Origin of the sequence: Flagellimonas amphidinii (genome assembly GCF_013090115.1) — a bacterium.
Taxonomy (GTDB): Bacteria; Bacteroidota; Bacteroidia; order Flavobacteriales; family Flavobacteriaceae; genus Flagellimonas; species Flagellimonas amphidinii.
In genome coordinates this window covers 144161-160532 of sequence record NZ_JABFNN010000027.1, presented here as the reverse complement: position 1 = coordinate 160532, position 16372 = coordinate 144161, and the positions used below count along the sequence as shown (strand labels likewise).

At 38.9% G+C, this 16372-nt stretch carries 18 protein-coding genes; 8 read left to right on the top strand and 10 right to left on the bottom strand.

Going from position 1 to position 16372, the window contains the following annotated elements; translation table 11 throughout:
* The first annotated feature begins 22 nt into the window (after nucleotides 1-22).
* The 5 genes from HJC33_RS05325 (at nucleotide 23) to HJC33_RS05305 (ending at nucleotide 6079) form a co-directional block, all read left to right on the top strand.
* Nucleotides 23-1882, top strand: a complete 1860-nt coding sequence (locus tag HJC33_RS05325) for a SulP family inorganic anion transporter (RefSeq protein ID WP_171657765.1) — start codon at nucleotides 23-25, stop codon at nucleotides 1880-1882.
* A gap of 26 nt (nucleotides 1883-1908) precedes the next feature.
* Nucleotides 1909-2601 (top strand): hypothetical protein, encoded by a 693-nt coding sequence (locus HJC33_RS05320; protein WP_171657764.1) that lies wholly within the window; start codon nucleotides 1909-1911, stop codon nucleotides 2599-2601.
* Nucleotides 2594-3613, top strand: coding sequence for a phenylalanine--tRNA ligase subunit alpha (gene pheS / locus HJC33_RS05315; protein ID WP_171657763.1), 1020 nt, complete (start codon nucleotides 2594-2596; stop codon nucleotides 3611-3613). Before HJC33_RS05320 ends, pheS begins: the two co-directional genes overlap by 8 nt.
* Before the next feature lie 142 nt (nucleotides 3614-3755).
* On the top strand, nucleotides 3756-4949 hold the full coding sequence (locus HJC33_RS05310; protein ID WP_171657762.1) for a pyridoxal phosphate-dependent aminotransferase: 1194 nt from the start codon (nucleotides 3756-3758) through the stop codon (nucleotides 4947-4949).
* Complete coding sequence (locus tag HJC33_RS05305) at nucleotides 4949-6079, top strand: AEC family transporter (protein WP_216366653.1); 1131 nt, start codon at nucleotides 4949-4951, stop codon at nucleotides 6077-6079. Before HJC33_RS05310 ends, HJC33_RS05305 begins: the two co-directional genes overlap by 1 nt.
* 121 nt (nucleotides 6080-6200) lie before the next feature.
* Here the strand turns inward: HJC33_RS05305 and HJC33_RS05300 are convergent, their stop codons facing one another.
* The gene (locus HJC33_RS05300; RefSeq protein WP_171657761.1) at nucleotides 6201-7082 is read right to left on the bottom strand and encodes a DUF6268 family outer membrane beta-barrel protein; all 882 of its coding nucleotides are present in this window, start codon (nucleotides 7080-7082) and stop codon (nucleotides 6201-6203) included.
* A 174-nt stretch (nucleotides 7083-7256) separates the two neighbouring features.
* Nucleotides 7257-7730: a CYTH domain-containing protein gene (locus HJC33_RS05295; protein ID WP_171657760.1), complete on the bottom strand. Its 474-nt coding sequence runs from the start codon at nucleotides 7728-7730 to the stop codon at nucleotides 7257-7259.
* 27 nt (nucleotides 7731-7757) lie between these two features.
* Between HJC33_RS05295 and dinB the strand changes: the two genes are divergently transcribed.
* Both dinB and HJC33_RS05285 read left to right on the top strand, forming a co-directional pair.
* Complete coding sequence (gene dinB / locus HJC33_RS05290) at nucleotides 7758-8858, top strand: DNA polymerase IV (protein WP_171657759.1); 1101 nt, start codon at nucleotides 7758-7760, stop codon at nucleotides 8856-8858.
* A 49-nt stretch (nucleotides 8859-8907) separates the two neighbouring features.
* A complete protein-coding gene (locus HJC33_RS05285; protein ID WP_171657758.1) occupies nucleotides 8908-9486 on the top strand; it encodes a TetR/AcrR family transcriptional regulator in 579 nt (192 codons plus the stop codon).
* Between the two features lie 50 nt (nucleotides 9487-9536).
* Here the strand turns inward: HJC33_RS05285 and HJC33_RS05280 are convergent, their stop codons facing one another.
* The 4 genes from HJC33_RS05280 to HJC33_RS05265 all read right to left on the bottom strand — a co-directional run bounded on the left by HJC33_RS05280 (nucleotide 9537) and on the right by HJC33_RS05265 (nucleotide 11627).
* Nucleotides 9537-9929 carry a plastocyanin/azurin family copper-binding protein gene (locus tag HJC33_RS05280; protein WP_171657757.1) on the bottom strand — a complete coding sequence of 131 codons (393 nt, stop codon included), beginning with the start codon at nucleotides 9927-9929 and terminating at the stop codon, nucleotides 9537-9539.
* Nucleotides 9930-9968: 39 nt separating this feature from the next.
* Nucleotides 9969-10502, bottom strand: coding sequence for a carboxymuconolactone decarboxylase family protein (locus HJC33_RS05275; protein ID WP_171657756.1), 534 nt, complete (start codon nucleotides 10500-10502; stop codon nucleotides 9969-9971).
* Nucleotides 10503-10533: 31 nt separating this feature from the next.
* Complete coding sequence (locus tag HJC33_RS05270; RefSeq protein WP_171657755.1) at nucleotides 10534-10683, bottom strand: hypothetical protein; 150 nt, start codon at nucleotides 10681-10683, stop codon at nucleotides 10534-10536.
* Nucleotides 10684-10778: 95 nt separating this feature from the next.
* The gene (locus HJC33_RS05265; protein WP_171657754.1) at nucleotides 10779-11627 is read right to left on the bottom strand and encodes a helix-turn-helix domain-containing protein; all 849 of its coding nucleotides are present in this window, start codon (nucleotides 11625-11627) and stop codon (nucleotides 10779-10781) included.
* Between the two features lie 162 nt (nucleotides 11628-11789).
* On the opposite strand from HJC33_RS05265, the gene HJC33_RS05260 reads away from it, so the two are divergent.
* The gene (locus HJC33_RS05260; RefSeq protein ID WP_171657753.1) at nucleotides 11790-12311 is read left to right on the top strand and encodes a PAS domain-containing protein; all 522 of its coding nucleotides are present in this window, start codon (nucleotides 11790-11792) and stop codon (nucleotides 12309-12311) included.
* Between the two features lie 11 nt (nucleotides 12312-12322).
* On the opposite strand, the gene pyk is transcribed toward HJC33_RS05260, so the two are convergent.
* The 4 genes from pyk to fabF form a co-directional block, all read right to left on the bottom strand.
* The gene (pyk, locus tag HJC33_RS05255; protein ID WP_171657752.1) at nucleotides 12323-13765 is read right to left on the bottom strand and encodes a pyruvate kinase; all 1443 of its coding nucleotides are present in this window, start codon (nucleotides 13763-13765) and stop codon (nucleotides 12323-12325) included.
* A gap of 2 nt (nucleotides 13766-13767) precedes the next feature.
* Nucleotides 13768-14232: an IPExxxVDY family protein gene (locus HJC33_RS05250; protein ID WP_171657751.1), complete on the bottom strand. Its 465-nt coding sequence runs from the start codon at nucleotides 14230-14232 to the stop codon at nucleotides 13768-13770.
* Between the two features lie 110 nt (nucleotides 14233-14342).
* Complete coding sequence (gene rnc, locus HJC33_RS05245) at nucleotides 14343-15080, bottom strand: ribonuclease III (protein WP_171657750.1); 738 nt, start codon at nucleotides 15078-15080, stop codon at nucleotides 14343-14345.
* A 10-nt stretch (nucleotides 15081-15090) separates the two neighbouring features.
* On the bottom strand, nucleotides 15091-16341 hold the full coding sequence (fabF, locus tag HJC33_RS05240; RefSeq protein WP_171657749.1) for a beta-ketoacyl-ACP synthase II: 1251 nt from the start codon (nucleotides 16339-16341) through the stop codon (nucleotides 15091-15093).
* Nucleotides 16342-16372: the final 31 nt, after the last annotated feature.

The following is a 16372-nucleotide window of genomic DNA, read 5'->3' as shown; positions in this document are numbered from 1 at the left end:
CAATCAAAAAACTGCTGTAAGCATGTTTAAACACTTCAGAGGAGATTTATTCGGAGGAATTACCGCAGGGATTGTTGCCTTGCCATTGGCTTTGGCATTTGGGGTAAGCTCGGGTTTAGGGCCTAGCGCTGGGCTATACGGCGCAATTTTCATTAGTTTTTTTGCTGCTTTGTTTGGAGGGACCAACACTCAAATTTCTGGTCCTACTGCCCCCATGACTGCTGTGAGCATGGTGATCATTGCAGGAATCTTGGCAGTGCATGATGGAAATGTCAGCAAAGCACTCCCTATAATTTTAGCAGTCTTCTTATTGGCGGGGCTCATGCAAGTTGCATTGGGGGTCATAGGATTGGGAAAGTATATCAAATATATTCCTTACCCTGTAGTTTCTGGATTTATGACCGCTATTGGTGTCATCATTTTGGTGACCCAAATACTTCCTGCGGTTGGCTATTATCCAAAAGAAGATAAAACATATGTAAATCAATTTAAAGCTCAAGCAGAAGAAGAAATATTAGAAAATATTCTAAGGGAAGAAGCAGGAGAAGGTATTTTAGTTTTGGAAGACTTTGAAGAAACCATAAAAAGGGCCCAAGAAATTACAGAGGCCGATATGTTGAAAGAAGCCAAAACCTTAGCTGCAAGTGATGCCTCTGGTGTGCTTGGAACCTTTAGGGTTTTACCTAGGGCACTAAAAAATATCAATTGGCTCGAATTAGGTCTCGCCTTGGCCACCATCATTATCATTTACGGGTTCAAACGGATAACTACTGCTGTACCCAGTACCTTGGTTGCTTTGATTGCTGTTTCAGGAATTGCCTATGGCTTTGGATTAGGTTACCGGCCTATAGAGGAAATTCCAACAGGTCTTCCTATTCCCAATCTTGAAATTTTCACAGAATTCAGCTTAAAATCCATAACTCCCTACATTTTTACGGCGCTTACGTTGTCCTTGCTCGGAGCTATAGATTCGCTTTTGACATCGGTTGTTGCAGACAACATGACGCAGACCAAACACAAACCCAATAAAGAATTGATTGGGCAAGGAATAGGAAACAGTATCGCTGCTGTTTTTGGAGGAATTCCTGGTGCTGGGGCTACAATTAGAACAGTTGTCAACATTAACTCTGGTGGTAAAACCAGACTCTCTGGAATGATAGCTGGAATATTATTGCTGGTCATTTTGCTTGCACTTGGCCCAGTAGCCTCCCAAATACCCGCTGCTGTTCTGGCCGGCATCTTGGTTACTGTCGGTATTGGTGTGATGGACTACAGAGGTCTGAAAGCTATTCCTTATTTGCCAAAAGACATCAAACTTGGCCCCTTTAAATTAAGTTCTGAAGTTATTATTATGTTGGTGGTAATGGTCCTTTCCTCTGTATGGAATTTGGTCTACGCCGTTGGAATAGGATTGGTAATTGCCTCATTGATGTTCATGAAAAAGATTGGAGACATTACTGCAAAACGTTCAGATGTAAAACCATTAAAAGAAGAGGCTTGGTCTGATGAAAAAGACTTTCCAAAAAAACTAAACGAAGAGGTATTCATAAAGCACATCAAAGGGCCCCTATTTTTTGGGTCAACGAGTGAGTTTCAGCAATTGGCTGAACAAATTCCGGATACCGCCACCAATGTAATCATCCGAATGGGGCGAATGCAGTATATGGACCAATCTGGACTTTATGCCATGGAAGATGTGCTTCAGGATTTGATCAAAAGAAATATTATTGTTGTCATGGTAGACATTTTGGAACAACCCAGATACATGATGGAACGCATTGATATTATCCCCGACTTGATTCCGGAAGAGCATATTTTTGATAATTTCCAAAGCTGTATGGATTGGGTTGAAGAAAATGTTGAAGACATCTACCACGATTAATGTTTTTAAAAGGAATATTGAGCGCTATGCTCTACTTACTTAAATTTCCACAAGATTCAGGCCCCATTTATTTGGAGACTATTGAGGGGAGGTTTCCCATAGAGCCTTTTAACACCTACAGCAACCTTATATTTCTGGTTCTTCTTATGTATTGGGGCTCTAAAGTCTACAAAAACACAAAACAACATCTATTTCTAGCATGGGTGCTTCCCGTAATCGCTATAAGTTATGTTGGGGGAACGGTTTACCATGCCACTAGAAGTCATGAGTTTTGGTTAAGATTGGATTGGATGCCCATTATGTTTCTTTGCATGGCCTTAATGATTTATTTCATCTTTAAATTAGTGCATAAATGGTGGCAACGTTTGCTGTTTGTACTAGCACTTTTAGGAGTTTCATTTCTTGTCCGAACACTGCCCCTGCCACAAGCTCTTCGGATTTCAATTGGGTATGTTATTACTGCCTTGACCATCCTTTTCCCATTAGCTCTTTATCTCATCAAAACTAAGGGCAGAGGACTACTTTGGGTTGTACTGGCCTTTAGCATTTTTGGGCTGGCCATCTTTTTCCGGAGTATTGACCTTACCCAAACCTTTTTCCCTATGGGAACACACTGGTTGTGGCATTTCTTTGGAGGAGTTGCAGTACATTTTCTAATTACCTATATATTCAGGGACAATTTGCTAAATTTGTCTGCCAATATCGCAGACAATGATTGATACCATTAAGGAGCATTTGGAAGAGGTAGAAAAATTCACCGCTACTTCAACAGATGAAATTGAAACTTTCCGAATTAAGTATTTAGGACGAAAAGGTCTTTTGAATGAATTCTTTGCCGAATTTAAGAATGTTCCCAATGAAGAGAAAAAGGAATTCGGGCAGGTTGTCAATCAACTAAAAACCTCAGCTACCGAAAAAGTGAATGCTTTAAAGGCAGCTTTGGAAAATCAAGCGGATACTTCTGGAAAATTTGGTGATCTTACTAGACCCGGCGAACCTATTCAATTGGGTACCAGACATCCTATTTCCATTGTAAAGAATCAAATCATCGAAATCTTTTCCCGAATTGGTTTCAATGTTTCTGAAGGACCAGAAATTGAAGATGATTGGCACAATTTTACAGCCTTGAATTTGCCAGAATACCATCCTGCAAGAGATATGCAGGATACTTTTTTCATTCAGACCGATCCAGATATTTTGTTGCGCACCCACACCTCATCGGTACAGGTGCGTTATATGGAGAACAACCAACCTCCCATAAGAACTATTTCCCCCGGAAGGGTATATCGGAATGAAGCTATCTCAGCTCGTTCGCATTGTTTCTTCCACCAAGTGGAAGGATTGTATGTGGACAAGAACGTTTCTTTTGCCGATTTGAAACAGACTTTGCAATATTTCACCTCAGAAATGTTCGGAAAATCCAAGATTCGATTGCGCCCTTCCTATTTTCCGTTCACAGAACCAAGTGCTGAGGTTGATGTGTATTGGGGATTGGAAACCGAAACCGATTACAGAATGACCAAAGGAACTGGTTGGTTAGAGATTATGGGCTGTGGCATGGTAGACCCTAACGTTCTTAAAAACTGTGGTATAGACCCAGATGTCTACTCTGGATTTGCCTTTGGAATGGGTATTGATCGTATTGCCCTGCTGTTACATCAAATCTCAGATATTAGACTATTGAGTGAAAATGATGTCCGGTTTTTAGAACAATTCAAATCTTCATTTTAACATTTATACTTAATATTTCATCTTTTTGGCACCCATTTTTTTTGAATTATATAATTCAAATGGTTGATTTTTAAATTTTTAGCATTGTTTTTGGGGCTGTAATCCTGTAATTTTAGTCTCATAGCTAAAACTAATAATCACCATGGGATCAACTAACTTAAACAGGAGAGACTGGCTCAAACGAAGTGCAATTACCGCAGGAGGTGTAATGATGGCACCCTACCTTGGGTTTTCTAAAAATGACCATCTTCCACTATCATTGGATGTAGAAGGAAATGCGGTGTACAGTCCTTTCTTCAAAGAATATTTGCCAGAAGATTTTAGGGAGTTTCCTGCCCTTGACGCCAAACTAAATGCCAATGAAAATCCATACGGTCCTTCCCCAATGGCCTTGGAAGCATTTAAGAATACAGCTTCAGGTGGGAATAGATACGCTTGGAAAGAATTGTTTCAATTAGTTGATAAAATTGCAGCTTTTGAAGGCGTAGCAAGTAAAAACATTATGATGGGCCCAGGATCTTCTGATCTTTTGGAAAAAACAGCCATGGTATTGTTTATGAATGGAGGTAATGTCGTATCTGCTGACCCAGCTTACATGTCTCTTATTAGGGTTGCCGAATCTGTTGGAGCCACTTGGAAGCCCGTGCCCTTAAAAGATGATTGGTCGCATGATCTAAAGGCCATGGAAGAAGCCATAGATGACGATACCAAATTGGTCTATATCTGTAATCCCAATAATCCTACCGGAACTATCACTGAACATGAGGAACTTGTGGATTTTTGTTCCAGAGTATCTGAAAAAGTACCGGTTTTTGTTGATGAAGCTTATTTATGGTTCTTGGAAGATGGCGCCAAAAAAAGTATGGTATCATTGATCAATGAAGGTAAAGATGTCATTATAGCCCGAACATTCTCTAAAATACATGGTATGGCAGGTATGCGTGTTGGGTATATTGTTGGACAAGAATCCACTTTAGGAAAACTTCAAAATATTACCAGAGGTGGAATGGGAATTTCTTACCCCTCTGTCTATGCCGCAATGGCTGCTATGGATGATGCTGAATTCATTGACCAATCCAGAACTTTAAATGCCGCTTCTAGGGAATACCTATACCAGAGTCTGGATGCTATGGGATTTGAATATGTTCCTTCCCATACCAGTTTCATGATCTTTCCTATTGAAATGGATGGAAAATTGTTCCTAAGCAAAATGACCAACCTCAAAGTTGGGGTAAGGGCATTTAATTTTATGGGCAAAAACTGGTGTCGCGTGAGTATGGGTACTTTAGATGAAATGAAACTGTTCACAGCTGCCATAAACAAAGTATTGGTATAGTGGATATAGGGTTTCAAAAAACCATTGTTTTTTTAATCTTCATTGGGATTGGTGTTTTACTTAAGGTAAAATTCAGATCCAAGGAAGAGATTACAGGAATCAAAAAGATTATCCTGAATCTTGCTTTGCCTGCAACCATATTCATTGCCCTGCTTGGAATCAAAATAGAATTGGGACTGTTATTACTTCCCATATTGGCATTGGTTTTAAATCTATTGTTGTTTTTCTCCATGCCTTTACTTCTACCTCTTGTGGGTCTTAAAAAAGAGAGTCCAGAATATCGCACAGCACGTTTATTGGTTCCTTCTTTGGCCCCAGGACTTTCCTGCTTTCCATTTGTATTGGAATTTCTAGGTGAAGACTATTTGGCAAAGGCAGCCATGGCAGATTTAGGAAACAAGTTCTTTGTGCTCGTCTTTTTGTACCTCATCGCAATGAATTGGCATTATAGCTTGTGGTCAACTCATGTGAAAAAAGGCAAAGGGAAAATGAAGACCATGCTTAAAGCAATGGTTTCTGAGCCTGTAAATATCTTTATTGGAGCCGCCCTGCTTCTGCTAGCTTTTGGATTTTCCAAAGATTCTCTACCTTTCTTTATAGGTCAGACCCTTGAAAAACTTAGTCTTATCATGACGCCTTTGGTGCTGCTTTTTATTGGGTTAGCGGTAAAAATTAAACGCAAGCAGTTTTTCCAGATTTTCTCTCTGCTTTGTATACGAGCAGGGTTGGTTCTTTTAATAAGTGGCATTTTCATTGCATTTGGAGGCATTACAACTTCAGGTAATATTCTTTTGGCCATTGCTTTTGGATTGAGCGCGTGCAGTTTTTGGCCTTATGCGCACATTGCTACTGTTGATACTCTTGAGGTAGATGTTGAATCTGAAAAAAGAACATTTAGTGGAGATTTTGGAGTTGCCATACTCGCGCTATCATTCCCTATTTCAACAATATTGGTATTGGCTGTTCTCAACAGCGGAACATTTTTACTTTCAAGTTATACCGTTCTTATGTGTTCTGGATTGCTTTTAGCAATTGGCTTACTTATTCCTGCAATTGGTGGAGTCACTAAAAAACTTAGTGAACAGAAACCTGTTAATGCCAAGTTTAAATCGGCTGCGGAGAACGCCTAAACATTCTGGTCCACTCTTCATATTGCCCATTTTCTATGATAGAATATAAATCCAAAAAAAAGAGTGCCCCTAGTTGCGCAAGACACTCTTTCCCATCAGATAGCAGGAAAACAGCCGATAGCTAATCCAATAATTTGTTGCTGAACCTGTATCTAATTCCAATGGTTCCGTAAAAGCCGTTCTTGTAGTCAAAATCATAGATTTCGCTGCCATCATAATCTTCAACCGTCATGTTGTTGTACAAACTAAATCCGGCATCTACGTTAAGGCTTAAATTCTCCAAAAAATTCAATCTATATCCAAGACCAGAGACAACGGATGTCTGTCTTAGTATGCCCACATCCTCAAAATCAGACACCTTGATCTCCATTTCATCATTAAAAGATCCCATAAAGCCATCTAGCTTGGCAAAAGCATTAAACTGATGACTTTTACCCAAATTATAGGTGGCATACATTTCCGGCATCCCAATCTGGTAACCAAATTGCTCGTTTACCTGTTTGGAATAGCTTATCCAAGGAATAGGTATATCCAGGCCATATTGGTGGTCATAGACCGCTCCTATTTTCCAAACCGTATTGTTCTCTTCATTTGTTCTGCGGAAAATCAGGCTACCATTATAAAAGATATCATCGCCACTCATATCGTTATCAAAATTTGAAGACAACTGTGTTTCCCCTTTTAGGATAAGACCCCATTTATCTCCAAGTTTATGGGCAAATTTTAAAGATCCTGAGAAGGTTTGAAAATTTTCAATTTCTTCTGTGGTGAAAGGTACGTCGGCATCTACGTAGTTAATGTTTGTGGCCTGACAGTCCCCTCCTATACTCAAGCTATATGTTTCTGTCTTAAAAAGCGGAAAACCCACACCCACCTTGGTCTTATTTATGTTTGCAACATTGCTTCCGGATAATAGGTCTTGCTCAAATTTAATCTCGTCCGAAAATTGTGCCATCGTGCAAGTAACACTGAAAATGGCCAAAAAAAAGGATACTTTTCTCATTAGTTTAAGGTGTTTTATACCGCTAAGCTAATGTGGGGGGCCATGAAAACCCAGTAGGTTTTAGAGCTTTAACAGAAGATTTAGGGTGTTTTCTACCAACTCTAAAAAAGTATCTATAAACAGGATTCCATTTGAAAGGAAGAAATGGCGGGAAAGGTCAATTTTCGTTGTTTTTTACCATTTTGTGAACGGGTTCTTGCTCAATTGTGAATTGTAATAGCTGACCTCTCCCGTTACTTCCTCACCCAACCAATCAGGTTTTTCAAAAACCTCATCTTCATGCTTTAATTCTACTTCAGCGACAACAAGACCTTTGTTTTCTCCCAAAAATTCATCCACTTCGAAAACATGTTTACCATAAGGAACCTCATAACGAATCTTTTCCAAGATAACATCCTCACAGAGATCAATAAGATTAGTGGCTTCGGTAGTGTTAATTTCCGTTTCCCACTCAAACCGGGTTGTGCCCGAAGCATTACTTGCTCCTTTTACTGTTAAATAACCTTTTCCATCCTTTATACGCACCCTCACTGTACGATTGGGATCCGTGTTTAAGAATCCTTGTACCATTCGGCTCTGCGAGGTAGCCTCGTCCTTGTAGGCATCTGAAGTAACCAAAAACTTACGTTCAATTTCCAATTGTTCCATCAAACTAAATATACCCTAAATTTGAGTATGGACTTTGATTTTCCCTTAAGAAAAATCATTCATGTAGATATGGACGCGTTCTATGCATCTGTGGAACAACGGGATAATCCTGATTTGAAAGGAAAGCCTATTGCTGTTGGTGGAGGTTCTAAACGTGGTGTGGTATCGGCAGCTAGTTATGAAGCCAGAAAGTTTGGGGTAAAAAGTGCAATGGCTGGTTATATCGCTAGAAGAAATTGCCCAGATTTAATCTTTATAAAACCGCGCTTTGATCGTTACAAAGAAGTCTCGCAACAAATTCGAAAAATATTTTTTGAATACACAGACTTAGTGGAACCATTGTCATTGGATGAGGCCTATTTAGATGTCACTGAAAACAAAAAGGGAAATCCATCTGCTACACTGATTGCCAAAGAAATTAGGGGAAAAATATTGGATGTGACAGGATTAACTGCCTCAGCTGGAATCTCCATAAATAAATTTATTGCCAAAGTTGCCAGTGACTATAATAAACCCAATGGACAAAAAACGGTCAACCCCGAAGAGGTTATTCAATTTTTAGAGGACTTGGATATTAGAAAGTTCTACGGAGTAGGTAAAGTAACTGCCGAAAAGATGTACAAACTGGGCATTTTTACGGGTAATGACCTTAAACAAAAATCACTTGAATTCTTGGACAAGCACTTTGGCAAAAGTGGCAAGTACTACTATCACGTAGTTAGGGGCATACATAAAAGTCCCGTAAAGCCTCACCGTATTCCTAAATCTGTAGGGGCCGAACGTACATTTTTTGAAAACCTCAGCAGTGAAATTTTCATGCTGGAAAAACTCGAAAGCATTGCCAGCGAATTGGAGAGAAGACTTCAAAAGTCCAAAATAGCCGGAAAAACCGTTACCCTAAAAATAAAGTACAGCGATTTTACCCTTCAAACCCGAAGCAAGACCATACCTTATTTTATATCAAACAAAGATCTTATCCTAGAAACCGCCAAAGAACTTTTATACCAATCTGAGCTTCAAAATTCGGTTAGATTGTTGGGAATCTCCCTAGCCAACCTAAACACTGAAAAGAAAAAAGAGGAACAAAGTAAAAAAACTGTTTCGGTTCAATTAAAATTTGATTTTTGACAGTAATAAATTATTGTCCAGAACATTATTTCTTGTTTACTTTGTACATATGCCACGCACAAACTTACACCAACACATCATAAGCACTGCGGGCAATCTCTTCTACACCAATGGGTACAACTCAACGGGGATTAATGAGATCATTGAAAAGTGCGATATAGCCAAAGCAACATTATACAGTCATTTTAAGTCCAAAGAAGGCATTTGTATTGCTTACTTAGCTGAACGTCATAATGGCTTTCTGGAAGCTCTTAAGGGATATGTTTCCAGAAGAAAAAAAGGGAAAAATCAATTATTGGCAATTTTTGATTTTTTAAGGGACAGCTATCACGAAGATGATTTTCACGGGTGCTGGGCACTCAAAATGTTGGGCGAACTGTCTCCAAAACAAAAGAAAATACTCGATGTTATCCAAAAACAGAAGAAGGAATTATTATTATTCTTGGGTGAAGTTGTTGGCGATAATATTTTGAATATTTCCAAAGCAGAAACGGAAAAAATCTCTGGAGGACTTTACATGTTGTATGAAGGTGCAATAATGGAAAGTTATTTATTCAGTAATGATTGGCCCATTCACATGGCCAAGAGCATAGCTCCCTCTCTTTTTGCGGATATGGAAGTGGTATAAAATAAAAAAGCCCCTTGTCAAGGAGCTTTTTCAGTATAGTCTTCTTTTTCTTATTTGACCACCAAAATATTATCAGTAGAGGTTGGGTTCAAAGGACAGAAATAAACATATTCTCCTTTTTCCAATTTAGTAGGTTTAGAAGTTTGGGAAGTTCCTGTTTTTACAGGTTTCGTTACATAAGCAGTCTGAATATGATTTTCAGGCTTGCTAATATCCTTCCCTTTTTTTACCAATACAAATCCCACATCATGCCCCACATCGTTGTTGGTAATGTCAAACACATAAGTTCCAGATGATACAGTGATTTGTTTTTGGGTAAACTCTCCCGCTGTTTGTTCCAACGCCAAGGTCTTTACCGTCTTATCCTTCATCATTTTATCTTGTGCGCTAGTAGAAAATACTACTCCGACAGTCAATACTAAAATTGCAATTACTTTTTTCATTTTATTCAATATTTAGATTATTAATTATGCTTCAATAGTTTATAATGGTTGGGCCACTGGGAAATCAACAGGAATCTCTGTAGTATTGTTGATATAGTTGGAGATTGTTTTGTCCCCTACCAAAACGATTGTATCGATTAGGTTTTCCTTCGTCCAACCGGCAGCAAAGAAATTATCCAATACAGCTGCGTCGGTTACTCCACGATTCTCGGTTATATTTTTGGCCAAACGAGCCAACGCATCCAATTTGTTGTCAAAAGAGGCTTTCCCTGCTCTTAGTTCCAAAATTTGATCATCCGTAAACCCGTTCATTTTTCCAATGGCAGTATGGGCTGATAAACAATAAAGACATCCGTTGACCTCACTTACCGCAAGATTTACCGCTTCTTTTTCTTTAGCTCTTAAAGATGTCTTGCCATTTGAAAAAGTTAGGTAGTTCCCCAACGCATTTTCAGAATAGGCATAGGTAGCATATAGGTTAGGTACAAAACCAACCGCTTTTTCTAAATTGTCAAAAATTGACTGATTGACTTCGCTTACCTCTTCTCTTTTAGGTACATTAAATGTGCTCATAATTTTAAAAATGTTTTGTATTAGAATTTGATTATAGACTTTCAACAAAAGGTTTCTCCACATCACAATAGAAATCATGATGGTATTTTTCATCACAATGGCTTCCCGAAACAACTTCTTGTGTCACAGGTTTTCTAGCCGTTCTAAAAATTTCAATAAGATTGAATATTGGTCTTTCCATGATCTTTACCGTGTTTTTTAATTACAAGACAAAGATGTGGCGAATAGGAAGGGAGGTGTTAGGAAGGATTTCCCGACGACTTGTAGATTTTTCCCTTAAGCTGAAACTGAAAGGCTATCTCTGTATTCTGAAGGGGTCATTAGGGTCATTTTCTTAAAAAAACGACTAAAGTGAGCCGGGTCATTAAACCCCAGGTCATAGGCAATTTCTTGATTTTGTTTATCGGTATAATTGATCAGTCTTTTTGCCTCCAATGCAATCCGTTGTAGAATTATCTCTTGTGGCGATTTTTGGTTATAGATTGAAAAAAGATTGGAAAGTGTTTTTGGTGATTTGAACAGCATTTCTGCATAATCACTCACTTTTCTTTTGGTTTTATAATGAAGATCTACCAAAAAATTGAACTTCCGGATGGTATCAATTTGCTCATTGTTCAGCGTTTTGACAATATGTTGTTCTTTGGCCAAACGAGTACTCATGATAATCAATCGCTTCAATAACATCTGCAGCATATCGCCTTGGATATTGTCCGGAGTTGAAAACTCTTCGACAAAAACATCATACCACAGCTTGAATTTTTTCTGTTGTTCTTCTGGAATAGTGACAATAGGCAGGTCTTGGGTACCAAAAAACAGGATGCCGTTACACGAAACCTCACTATCATGATCTAAAATGCAATAGAATTCTCGGTTAAAAAGAATGGCCAAAATAGGCAGCTCAGTTTTTGAGAAAGCCACATGCTGTAAAGGGGTAACGGTCACTATCTGGTTTGGCAACAATTCCAGCTCCAAACCATCTACCTCAAATAATAAAGGGGCATTGTTTTTGTTCCATAAAAATTTAATGGTATTGGTAGTATTTGAAAATCTTTTTTCATCCTCTCTAATATCATCCGTTAATCCTAAAATGGAACCTAATTTTGAATCTTTGTATTCGTATCGCATTGGATTTGGCCTGTTGATTATTTAAAAAATGCCTTCAATCTGTCTTTTAGTCAGTTTTGTTTGTTGATACTTACAATGGTTTGCGAGCCAATAACATAACAATTTCTTAAACAAGACTGTTAATAAGTTGTTTTGCTTTTGCTGTTTTTATAGTATTGACGTATGAAAGAAACAAGATTTTATGACGAAGCGGTTTCCAACTTCTATAGCGACAAGGTGTTAGGAAGCTACCCTATTTCCTCTTTGGACTTTTATGCCCAACACTTCAGTAGGGTTTGCACTGACCTTAAAGACATTAAAAATCTGAGTGATTTGGCTCAAAAAGAAAAGTGGGAACAAGACATTCCTTTTAGGAATGAAATTCTGGATAAACAACATATTGTTGTGGTCACTGATACCAATTTGAACATTGTTTACGCCTCTACTAATATCAGCTTAATGAATGGGTATTCTCCCAACGAAATCATCGGGAAAAAACCAAAAATGTTCCAAGGCAAGGATACTTGCAAAGAAACCACCCAAAAAGTATCTCTAGCCATTCAACAACAAGAGCCTTTTGAGGTAATTCTTACCAACTACAGAAAAAATGGAACTTCCTATAATTGCTGGATCAAAGGTTCCCCAGTTCGTGACAAAAGTGGTAAAGTAGTCAACTTCATCGCTTTTGAAAAGGAAGTTGCCTAAGCTTTGGAATTCTAGAAATTACAAGTCTCTATTTCGGTTACCCTTAAAGTGTTCACCATCCCTTTGTCCTTTATAGGCATTGCGGCTAGGCTAATGAGCATATCACCTACATCCAAATACCCTTTTTTACAGGCGATTTGGTTCACATCATCTATAGTCTCATCAGTTGATACATACTTGTCATAATAAAAAGCTTTTACTCCCCAAAGCAAATTAAGCTGCGTTAAAATCCTTCTGTTGGACGTAAAGACCAAAATATGAGCACTGGGCCTCCATGCAGAAATTTGAAATGCAGTATACCCACTGTTCGTCAACGTGGAAATAGCTTTTGCCTGAATTTCATTGGCCATTACCGCAGCATGGTAACAAACTGACTTGGTAATGTATCGCTTAGTACGAATATGCGGTGGAGTTTGTGGAACCTTAATAAGGCTGGAGGCTTCTACACTGTTTAGAATACTTGCCATCTTTTCTATGACCTGAACTGGATAATTTCCTACCGAGGTTTCCCCTGAAAGCATTACGGCATCCGCTCCATCCATAACAGAATTGGCCACATCATTCACCTCAGCCCTAGTTGGAGTTAGGCTGGTAATCATGGTTTCCATCATTTGTGTGGCAATAATTACAGGTATCCTCGCTTTTTTAGCGCGTAATACCAGTTTTTTCTGAATCAGTGGAACCTCTTGTGCCGGAATTTCAACTCCCAAATCCCCTCTGGCCACCATTAAACCATCACAATACGCCACAATTTTATCAATGTTTTCAACGGCCTCGGGCTTTTCAATTTTGGCTACAATAGGTATTTTATGATCTGAGTGCTCATTGATCAAACTTTGCAAATCCATAAGATCTTGACTATAACGCACAAAGGATAGCGCAATCCAATCTACTTTATGTCCGATTGCAAAAATTGCATCCTTAATGTCTTTTTCGGTCAATGCTGGCAATGAAATATCAGTATTTGGAAGGTTCACCCCCTTTTTTGACTTTAAAGGTCCTCCTTGAATCACCGTTGCCTTTACTTCATCCTTCCCGTTGGTGGATTTTACCTCAAATATCAATTTTCCATCATCCAGAAGGATACGCTCACCTTGTTTTACATCCTTTGGAAAGTTCTCATAATTCATGTAAACCCTTTCGGCTGTTCCTTCAAAAGGCTCTCCCGTAGCAAAGGTAATCTCGTCTCCTGGTGCCACAACAGCTTCTCCTCCCATTACACCAACCCTTAGTTTAGGTCCTTGTAAGTCTGCTAAGATAGATGTATTCATTTCCAACTCTTCATTGAGTTCCCGAATAATTCTAATGCGTTCGGTTACATCATCATAAGAAGCGTGAGAAAAATTAATTCGGAAAACATCCACACCTGCCTCTATCATTTCCTTGAGGGTCTCTTTCTTACTCGTAGCTGGCCCAAGGGTTGCTACAATTTTCGTCTTCTTTCTAGTTGGCATTGTTAAAAGATTAAGTTTCTTTTTGATTTTAAGGTTTTTGTTTCGATCGGATAGGCCGTAATGACCTTGGGTATTCTATTGATGGCCTTTGACTTTTCATCTATCAACGGTTCATCAGACATATCTATTTTTAAGAAAAAATCGACTTCTTTTCGCTCCTCCATTAAATGAAATGTCCTTAAGGAAGTTCTGTTCTCAAAAAATCCTTCAGAAGGCACTACTTCTTCCACAACACATGTATTCGAAATAAGTGTCCAATACATATCATTAATATCATCCTCCCAATCAAATACCGAGAAGGTATGGCTTTCATTGATCTGAAGGTCGTTGTTCATTCTTTTTAAATGAAGGCCACAAGTAGAATTTATGGCATAGGCCATAGCATAATCTTCAAGGCTGCTATGGATAGCGATGAGTTCAAAATTGTCATCGTAAAAGTCTGCCGATATTTTATGTGTTGTCAACATGCCCTTAACACGAAATGTAAATATAGGCTTAATCCGTTTTACAGCCTAGCTCAAATGGGACAATGCGCCATTTAAACCAACGAAAACGTTTTAGTTTACCTTTATTTAACCTATTGATTTTCTATTCTGCTCTGCAAGGCAAAATATGCTCTTTTAGAAGCTTTTTCCTCTGCCTTTTTCTTAGAAGTGGCCCTAGCTTTGGCCATAATTCTGTCCCCAATGCTCAATTTTACGGCAAAATGTTTTAGCTCGTCGTTACCATTATCTTCATAGACGTCATAATTGAATGCCTTTTTTTGTTTTTGGCACCATTCAATCACCAAGCTTTTATAGCTAATGACCTTGCCTTCTAATTGTTCAATGTCCACATAAGGTTCAATTACCCTTTCATTGATGAACTTTTCACAATAGGCATACCCCTTATCCAGATAAATCGCTCCCACCAAAGCTTCAAACACATTCCCATGAATATTTTCACCAAAATGGGACTTAGGAATCCTACTTTCCACATATTTGAGAAGGCCAAGATCTTTGCCCAATTCATTTAGATGTTTTCTACTCACAACCTTGGAGCGCATCTTGGTAAGATATCCCTCGTCACCCTCTGGAACCTCATTATATAAGTGTTTAGAAATGATGGTGCCCAACATGGCATCTCCCAAAAACTCCAATCTTTCATAGTTCATGGGATTGCCCTGCTCGTCTTTTTTGTTTACCGAGCGATGTAGAAATGCCTTTTTGTATATTTCAATATCCTTAGGTTTAAACCCTAGGATTCGCTTTATCCCTAAAAAAAAATCCCCATCCGTTTTTGGATGGGAATTAAATATTTTAGAGGTGAACTTCATGTTTACAAAACTATCCTATTTTTTTGAACAAAACACATGCATTGTGTCCACCAAACCCAAAGGTATTGCTCATGGCCACATTTACCTCACGTTCTTGAGCCTGATTCAGGGTAAGATTTAATGATGCATCAATCTCCTCATCCACTACGCTGTGGTTAATTGTAGGAGGAACCAGATTGTGCTTCATGGCCAAAATAGATGCAATAGCTTCAATGGCTCCGGCAGCTCCTAACAAGTGTCCTGTCATAGACTTGGTAGAATTGATATTGATGTTGGGAGCATGCTCTCCAAATATCTTGGATATCGCCTTTAACTCAGCCACATCTCCTAAAGGAGTAGATGTTCCATGCGTATTTATGGCATCAATATCTTCAGGGTTCATTCCAGCATTTTTCAAGCAGTTTTCCATGACTTTTACCACTCCTATTCCGTCAGGATGTGGTGCAGTCATATGGTATGCGTCACTGGACAATCCTCCGCCCATTACCTCTGCATATATTTTTGCTCCTCTAGCTTTTGCGTGTTCGTATTCCTCAAGAATAAGAGCTCCTGCTCCTTCACCCAAAACAAAACCGTCCCGGGTGGCATCAAAAGGCCTAGAAGCTGTTTCTGGACTATCATTTCTGGTGGAAAGGGCATGCATTGCGTTGAATCCACCCATACCTGCAATGGTTACGGCAGCTTCACTACCTCCAGTTACAATAACATCGCAATGTCCCAATCGGATATAGTTCAATGCATCAATTAATGCATTGGCAGAAGAAGCACAGGCAGAAACTGTAGTATAGTTTGGCCCCATAAATCCATGTTTGATGGAAATATTACCAGGAGCTATATCTGCAATCATTTTTGGGATAAAGAATGGGTTAAACCGTGGTGTTCCATCACCATTGGCATAACCAATGACTTCGTTCTGGAACGTTTCAAGACCGCCAATTCCTGCTCCCCAGACTACACCTACTCTAAATTTGTCAACATTGTCCAAATCTATACCAGAATCAGCAATGGCCTCATCCGAAGACACTAGGGCATATTGAGCAAATCTGTCCAGTTTTCTAGCTTCTTTTCTGTCAAAATAATCCTGCGGATCGTACCCTTTCAGTTCGCAGGCAAATTTTGTCTTGAACTTTTCGGTGTCAAAATATGTAATGGGCGCACAACCGCTTTTTCCGGTTTTTAGTCCTTCCCAATAAGCTTCCAAATTGTTGCCTATGGGCGTCAACGCGCCCATTCCGGTAACTACTACTCGCTTTAACTGCATGGAACTATCTTTTTACCCTTGAGAACCTAAA

What these genes read in the sequence shown, in the direction of transcription:
- HJC33_RS05325 (WP_171657765.1), top strand. Translation starts at nt 23, where the DNA reads ATGTTTAAACACTTCAGAGGAGATTTATTCGGAGGAATTACCGCAGGG.
- HJC33_RS05320 (WP_171657764.1), top strand. Translation starts at nt 1,909, where the DNA reads ATGCTCTACTTACTTAAATTTCCACAAGATTCAGGCCCCATTTATTTG.
- pheS (WP_171657763.1), top strand. Translation starts at nt 2,594, where the DNA reads ATGATTGATACCATTAAGGAGCATTTGGAAGAGGTAGAAAAATTCACC.
- HJC33_RS05310 (WP_171657762.1), top strand. Translation starts at nt 3,756, where the DNA reads ATGGGATCAACTAACTTAAACAGGAGAGACTGGCTCAAACGAAGTGCA.
- HJC33_RS05300 (WP_171657761.1), bottom strand. Translation starts at nt 7,082, where the DNA reads ATGAGAAAAGTATCCTTTTTTTTGGCCATTTTCAGTGTTACTTGCACG.
- HJC33_RS05295 (WP_171657760.1), bottom strand. Translation starts at nt 7,730, where the DNA reads ATGGAACAATTGGAAATTGAACGTAAGTTTTTGGTTACTTCAGATGCC.
- dinB (WP_171657759.1), top strand. Translation starts at nt 7,758, where the DNA reads ATGGACTTTGATTTTCCCTTAAGAAAAATCATTCATGTAGATATGGAC.
- HJC33_RS05285 (WP_171657758.1), top strand. Translation starts at nt 8,908, where the DNA reads ATGCCACGCACAAACTTACACCAACACATCATAAGCACTGCGGGCAAT.
- HJC33_RS05280 (WP_171657757.1), bottom strand. Translation starts at nt 9,929, where the DNA reads ATGAAAAAAGTAATTGCAATTTTAGTATTGACTGTCGGAGTAGTATTT.
- HJC33_RS05275 (WP_171657756.1), bottom strand. Translation starts at nt 10,502, where the DNA reads ATGAGCACATTTAATGTACCTAAAAGAGAAGAGGTAAGCGAAGTCAAT.
- HJC33_RS05270 (WP_171657755.1), bottom strand. Translation starts at nt 10,683, where the DNA reads ATGGAAAGACCAATATTCAATCTTATTGAAATTTTTAGAACGGCTAGA.
- HJC33_RS05265 (WP_171657754.1), bottom strand. Translation starts at nt 11,627, where the DNA reads ATGCGATACGAATACAAAGATTCAAAATTAGGTTCCATTTTAGGATTA.
- HJC33_RS05260 (WP_171657753.1), top strand. Translation starts at nt 11,790, where the DNA reads ATGAAAGAAACAAGATTTTATGACGAAGCGGTTTCCAACTTCTATAGC.
- pyk (WP_171657752.1), bottom strand. Translation starts at nt 13,765, where the DNA reads ATGCCAACTAGAAAGAAGACGAAAATTGTAGCAACCCTTGGGCCAGCT.
- HJC33_RS05250 (WP_171657751.1), bottom strand. Translation starts at nt 14,232, where the DNA reads ATGTTGACAACACATAAAATATCGGCAGACTTTTACGATGACAATTTT.
- rnc (WP_171657750.1), bottom strand. Translation starts at nt 15,080, where the DNA reads ATGAAGTTCACCTCTAAAATATTTAATTCCCATCCAAAAACGGATGGG.
- fabF (WP_171657749.1), bottom strand. Translation starts at nt 16,341, where the DNA reads ATGCAGTTAAAGCGAGTAGTAGTTACCGGAATGGGCGCGTTGACGCCC.